The 6,178-nt window shown below is 46.7% G+C and carries 6 protein-coding genes; all 6 read right to left on the bottom strand.

The window, feature by feature from the left end:
* Nucleotides 1-182: 182 nt before the first annotated feature.
* Nucleotides 183-1,022, bottom strand: coding sequence for an HNH endonuclease (locus BUA65_RS01960; RefSeq protein WP_072867077.1), 840 nt, complete (start codon nt 1,020-1,022; stop codon nt 183-185).
* On the bottom strand, nt 1,019-1,411 hold the full coding sequence (gene mutT / locus BUA65_RS01955; protein ID WP_072867096.1) for an 8-oxo-dGTP diphosphatase MutT: 393 nt from the start codon (nt 1,409-1,411) through the stop codon (nt 1,019-1,021). The genes BUA65_RS01960 and mutT overlap by 4 nt, the downstream gene beginning before the upstream one ends.
* Before the next feature lie 32 nt (nt 1,412-1,443).
* Nucleotides 1,444-3,138: a DUF262 domain-containing protein gene (locus BUA65_RS01950; RefSeq protein ID WP_072867076.1), complete on the bottom strand. Its 1,695-nt coding sequence runs from the start codon at nt 3,136-3,138 to the stop codon at nt 1,444-1,446.
* 30 nt (nt 3,139-3,168) lie between these two features.
* The gene (locus BUA65_RS17580) at nt 3,169-3,525 is read right to left on the bottom strand and encodes an Ada metal-binding domain-containing protein (protein WP_084061974.1); all 357 of its coding nucleotides are present in this window, start codon (nt 3,523-3,525) and stop codon (nt 3,169-3,171) included.
* Between the two features lie 360 nt (nt 3,526-3,885).
* Complete coding sequence (locus BUA65_RS01940) at nt 3,886-4,908, bottom strand: helix-turn-helix transcriptional regulator (RefSeq protein WP_114281443.1); 1,023 nt, start codon at nt 4,906-4,908, stop codon at nt 3,886-3,888.
* Between the two features lie 319 nt (nt 4,909-5,227).
* Entirely contained in the window at nt 5,228-6,169 is a 942-nt protein-coding gene (locus tag BUA65_RS01935; RefSeq protein ID WP_072867075.1) for a 3'-5' exoribonuclease YhaM family protein, read from the bottom strand.
* Nucleotides 6,170-6,178 lie beyond the last annotated feature (9 nt).

The raw sequence follows: 6,178 nt of genomic DNA, 5'->3' as shown, positions 1-6,178 counted from the left end.
AATCACCATGGGAGGTGAATTCGCTCCTTAAAAAAATTACTATATTTAGCAGAAGACAGTATTAGTTCAAGAGGATTTTTATGTCCAGGGGTGGTTCCCTTTTTGATTACCGTGGTGGGTAACTTTTTGATTGACACAACCATTCTCCAGGGTACTGAGATCCAGGCTGGTATTTTCGGTCATTAACTATTCCTCCCATTAATTAACTGCAACTCTTTTTGTAACTTTTCCCGGTCTGCAGCAAGATCTAAAACATGCATCTTGCGGTGACAGTTAGGACAAAGGGCTACTGTATTGTTAATGGTATCCTCTCCCCCACGAGAAAGCCATACAATATGGTGAACTTCTAAAAAAGGCTGACCATCCCGGTCGTTAAAAGGAGCTGGCTGTTTACATAGCTGACACTTTCCTTTGGCTCGTCTCCGAGCATATTCGGCCACATAAGGATTTTGTTCATAAGTGATTGTCGAAACTTGCCTTGTTGATGCCCTTCGAGGTGCAAAATTAATTCGTTTCAACAGAATTTCATCATCCATTCTTTTAGCCTGTTTCTCCTTTTGTTTTTGTTTTAAGATTGCAAACTCCTCTGGTATAGGGACCGGCAACGAGGTATCTACTAACCGGAGAGGGAAGACCCACACCCGGCGCGGGTTACCATCAGCATCGGGTTGTATTTCCTGATAAGGTTGCCCGGCCAATTCTACCCTCCCCATATAGGTATATTTCCCAGGGACAAAAACTTCAAATAGGTGGACTTCCACACCGTTTTGGTTGGATTCGGCCAGCGTTTTGTTTTGCATAAATTCAAGGCTTTGATCTCCCCGTTGCCCCATGCCCGTGTAATGGAATGTATTACCAACCCATCGATCTTCATAAATCGAACGAGTATGATCTGAGACAATAACTAAAGTATTAGTTTGGTGAGATCTACGCATGCCGCCCTGGGAGCTGCAGCGAAAGATTTCCACCAACCGTTGATTATCAATAATATCCCCGGGCCGTAGTCCAGATTGGAAACTCATTCTATCACCCTGCTGCTTTGTATTTTTTCTACGAACGGTTTATCAGCAGGAGCAAAATCATATTTGTCCAGTTCGTCTGCGCTTACCCAGCGATATTCAGCGTGGCTTGTTGGTTTAAGCTCCCCTTTTTCCAAATGGACCAGGTAAGCCAGCAGGTGAACAGTAGTATGATCATAACGATATATGCTCTCTCCAAAGAACTCCCTCACCGCTATCTCAACCTGGAATTCTTCCCGCATTTCCCGGCGCAAACATTCTTCCGGGCTTTCACCGGCCTCAATTTTGCCACCCGGGAACTCCCATTTATTTGCCAGTTTATCATTTGCCTTGCGTTTAGCAATCAGAACCCGACCATTTTTAATTAATATGGCTGCGGTAACTTTGATCATGGCTTGGGCTCCTTTGCGAATTTCATCGGTAATTATAGCCACAACTTTTTAGCTCTTCTTAGCATTTCCCTTTGCCTATCTTGAATGCTCTGTATATCCCACTTATTATATTTATCAATTTCTTTAGTCAACTCGAAATCAGTCATACTTCCTCCAAAGTAACTTTTCTTTTTTTCAAGAAAAGGACGATTGTTGGCTGAAGAGTTTTTTCTACGGCTTAATAAGACTAAATTTCCTATTTTGTTAGTCCATTCTGAGCGTGCTTGCTTATCAAATAAATCTAACCATTCATTATGACTTGGATTTCTAGGTAATATGTGTTCAATTGTAATAGTTCCCTTATATGCTTTTGTTATATTCTGGTTTTCCGAAAGATCGAGATCTATTCTAAGCAAGACATATTTTGAATAGTTTTTGTCATAGAAGTCGACTGAATCAATAGCGGATAGAAATTCTTTTTCCCTTGCGCTTGTGTCAAATAGTGAATTATTAATAACTTCATCTTCACATGTAGATTCATTAATAAGCCTTATAATGTTATAGATAATAGTTAAGCGTTGAGTTGGCGTAAAGCCTAACACCCAATCAACAATATATCGCTTTTCTATTTTTTGAAGGAATTCCATTATTTTATTTTCATTATTAAACTTTTCACAGAACCTAAGAAAAGCTGACATCCAGTCTTTAGATGGAATAAAATCCCTCATTAACGACATCAAGTTGTAATACCTTACGTAAACATTAGAAGTCGAGCTTATCTGTGCGTTTTGAACTCGTTCTCTATAAATGTCCGCCATATTTTTTAAATATTTAATAAAAGCTTCACCTTTAGAAATAACACCGCTGGCGAAAACCCTCTCCTCAAACTCCTCGAACATGGTTCTTTTAGCTTTTTCTCTAATAAAAATATCACGAAGGAAGCTTATTAACCGTTCTAACTCTTCTTTGCCTAACTCGTCTTCTATGTTCTCCCATATCTGAGCATATTTTTTACGATTATCATCGGGAACAGCTGCCAGGTTATAACTTTTTAATAAATCAGATGCAGTCAAAGGAAGACCCCGAGTGTTCAAAACGGTAAAAAGCCTGAAGGCCAAAGTAAGCTCTCCTGTTTTTACGTACGCAAATAAGCAATTATTTAGAACATAATAGCTCATTTTAAATAATAGGTCTTTATTAATTTCCCCATTATCATTAATAAATTTCTGCTTAAATATTGTAATAGCTAGAACCATTTTATATTTTGCATCTTTTAAGGTTTTAAGGTTAAAGTCATGAAGAGTTTTGCCTTCCTGAAGGATATTCTCTTTAAAGAAATCCTGTTCCCGCTCCCAGACTAAGAGACGAAATGATTCTTTTTTACCAAGTAGTGGGGCTGCTTTTTGGTACAATAAACTTTGAATTTGTTCGGCATAATTACGGTCAAAATTATTTAAGAGGTCTCTCATAACAGCTAAAAGAATAATTAAAGAAGTAATTCTCTGCTGACCATCCACAAGATCATATAACCCGCTACCATCAGCCTCTTTCTCAACAGTTCGCAAAATAATGCTTCCTAGAAAGTAATTTTGTTCGCCATTTTCCATACTTTGTCTTATATCTTCGAACAAGTTATCAAAATCATCTTTATCCCAGCTAAACGGCCTCTGATACACCGGTATTTGAAACAGAAACTTGTCACTGAATAAATCCTTAACAAATATTTCTCTTGCTTCTATTTTGCTCATTAGGGAATCCTCCTCTCATGATAAACAGTTTCAAGGTCTACATACTTTACACGGCTCATACCCTTCGCTCATTGCTGCTGCTCGCGTTCTGAACTCCATCCTGTTCTCCGGCGCTATCTTCTGCGCCCATTCACAATCCGGCCGGTGGAATTTCTTTGACCGGGCATTGCCGATGTAGTTTGCTTCGGTGTTAGGCTTCGACTCTACCTCTTTAGCTGCCGCCGTCGAACTTGCCGCCCCGCCCGCGGCAGCCGCCGCCCCCCACAGACCCTTTTGCTCTTCCAGCACCTCCCGCTGGAGCTTCGCGAAAAGATCTGCATACTTCACCTTGGGCGGGACGGTCATCACCTGGGCGCAACCTTGAAGGAGCATTTCGGCGTTGAACATCTTGGCCCGTACTTCGGCCTCGCCGTCGTCCTTACCTATTCAACTTTAGCACCCCTTTTCCTTCCCGTTTTCTTTTCACTGGAAACCTTGATTTTATATTACACTATCCTCACTGACAGCAGACCGTCACAAAGTCAAAAAACTTTCAGGTTCTCGCATACACCGCACTTCAGGAAAAGGGTTTTAAAGGCGGTACAGGCGTGTTTGGGTAACCGACCGGCTCGTCGCACCGTGATCAAACTGTAACCCCTGCTTCCGCCAAAAACGCCCATCAGGGGAGGGAATTAAGTAAGGGCAGGTGTTATTGCCGAACTAAAAGATAAGCCACAGCTAATGCTGCAGCTCAACCTCACAAGTTATCTAAAGATTGCCGTTACGTATTGTTTGATAAACCTGGGCGACCCTCTCTGCCATCGCGCGCATCTCCTCCCGCAGCCACCGGGGCTCTAGTACCTCCACCATATCTCCCCACTGGAAGAGCCAGCCCACCATCTCGGCGATGCCGCAGACCTCGAAGGAAACCAGGGCGGAACCGTCGGGCAATTCTTCTTCGATTTTCTGGGAAGGGTGATAGAATACGTTTTTCACCCGGTGAGCCACCCGTTTGTTAATTTTAAGCAAAACCCGGCAAACTTTTCCGTCGTTGATCACGCCCCAGCTCGAAGCCATGTAGCCGGAGAGGGAGAAATCCCCGGGGTATTCAAAGCGTTCGGTGGTATAGGGAAAAATGTCTTTGATTTGGTCAATCCTAAAGACCCGGATGTCGTTTCTTTTCAGGCAGCGGCCGACCAGGTACCAGTTCTGGTGCTTGCAGATCAGGCCGTAGGGCTCCACCACCCGTTCGGTCTCTTCCCCGCTGTGGGTGGTGTAGTACCAGATTTTGACCCGGTGGGAGTCCTTGATGGCCTGCACGAGCGCGTTAAAGAGGCCGCCCACCTTCTCCGGTTCGGCCAGGGTCTCTTCCACGATGTGGATGCGTTTCTGGAGCTTTTCTACCGCCAGTTCTTTGGGGTCGTAGTGGTATTTGAAGAGGGTGGAAACGAGGGCGTCTTTGATTTCGTTGAGGTGGCCGGAGAGGACGGAGCCTTTTTGCTGGAGCAGGCTCAAAAAAATGACCGTCGCGGTCTGGGGGCTTAAACCGGGCATGTAGCCGGCCTTTATGCCCACGCGCACGGTTTTGCCGGTCTCCTGGCGGACCAGGGGAACGCGCAGGTAGTTTTCGATGGCGCTTAAGTCCCGGTAAATTTGGCGCTCGCTCACTTCAAACTTTTCGGCCAGTTCCTTGACGGTAACGCCACCGTAAGGGGTCTTTTTGTTGAGCCAGTCGATGATCATGTTCAGCCGCAGGCCCCGCGTGGCGTCTTTTTTTGCTCTACCCGGCACGACGGACACTCCCGGCGGATATTTTTTTCATCTGCTGCAAAAATCCCGTAAGCAAAAGAAGGTTAGCTGGTTCATTTCTTTACGTAATTTCGTTGGAATGCTACAATTTTCCTGCCGGGGGGAATTACTTTTTTTGCTAATGTTTTAAATTAAGATCGGCCCGGTAAGGCGGCAAAAAAGAGTTAATGAAGGCTGTTTCTGGTTAGCAGGGAGGCGAACTTTTCTCCCAGGGCCAGGATTTCTTCAAACCGCGCCAGCATTTCCAGCCATCTCCGGGGTATTGCCTCACCGTACTAAAAAGTACCTGTTTAACCCTGCCTCACCGGCAGTAAACGCACCGGTCCAGCCCCTTCACCCAGCCCGTCCAGGGAGAGTTTTTATCCTCCCTGCCGGCGGCGGCGCGGGAAAACATGTCCGCTTGAGCGTCCAGCAGGTCGAGCTGGTGCAGGAGAGCCGCTTCCAAAAACTTGGGCCGCTTGGGCGACTGCCACTCATAGCGCCCGTGGTGGCTGATGATCATGTGCAAGAGCTTTAAGCGCAGGTCTTCCGGAAAGTCCGGCACCCTGGCGATGGCGCGGTCCAGGAGCAGTGCTCCGGAAACGATGTGCCCTAAAAGCCGCCCTTCGTCGGTCTGCTCTATGGCGCCGCGGCAGCGGTATTCATACACCTTGCCGATATCGTGCAGGAGCGCCCCGGTCACCAGCAGGTCCCGGTCAACCTGCGGGTAATCTCTGGCGATACCGTCCGCGGCGGCAGCCACGCCGACGCTGTGGACCAACAGCCCGCCCAACATGGCGTGGTGGTACTGAGCCGCGGCGGGGGCCAGGCAGAAGGCTTGATAAAAATCCGGATTAGAAAAAAGAAGGGAGAGCAGTGCTTTTAAGTATGTATTGGTTAATGAATCAATCAACTGTTGGAGCTTTACTTTGGCTTCCTCCAACCTTTCAGCGGAAGGGATGAACCTTGCCGGGTCAATTTGACCATTCTCTTTAACGATGGAATCGATGCGCAGCTGCACCGCCCCGTTGTATGCCACAGCCTGGGCTTCTACGGCAACGATATCCCCCACTTTCAGCCGGGCTCCGGCATCCTCGGCCCCTTCCCAAAGCCGCCCCTCCACTTCGCCGGTCCTGTCGGCAAGCGTCACCGCCAAAAAATGACCCGGGGCCTCCCGGTAGGGAAGGAGCTTTTTTGACTTCAGTGCGAAGACCCCGCGCACGTTCAGCCCGGGGCGAACCTGTTCAACCAGCAGTTCAGCCATTTTGACCCC

Origin of the sequence: Desulfofundulus thermosubterraneus DSM 16057 (assembly GCF_900142025.1) — a bacterium.
Taxonomy (GTDB): Bacteria; Bacillota; Desulfotomaculia; order Desulfotomaculales; family Desulfovirgulaceae; genus Desulfofundulus; species Desulfofundulus thermosubterraneus.
This window is presented reverse-complemented; position numbering and strand designations above follow the sequence as displayed.

Excerpts from the sequence above, each read along its gene's own strand:
- BUA65_RS01960 (WP_072867077.1), bottom strand. The coding sequence starts at position 1,022 with ATGAGTTTCCAATCTGGACTACGGCCCGGGGATATTATTGATAATCAA.
- mutT (WP_072867096.1), bottom strand. The coding sequence starts at position 1,411 with ATGATCAAAGTTACCGCAGCCATATTAATTAAAAATGGTCGGGTTCTG.
- BUA65_RS01950 (WP_072867076.1), bottom strand. The coding sequence starts at position 3,138 with ATGAGCAAAATAGAAGCAAGAGAAATATTTGTTAAGGATTTATTCAGT.
- BUA65_RS17580 (WP_084061974.1), bottom strand. The coding sequence starts at position 3,525 with ATGTTCAACGCCGAAATGCTCCTTCAAGGTTGCGCCCAGGTGATGACC.
- BUA65_RS01935 (WP_072867075.1), bottom strand. The coding sequence starts at position 6,169 with ATGGCTGAACTGCTGGTTGAACAGGTTCGCCCCGGGCTGAACGTGCGC.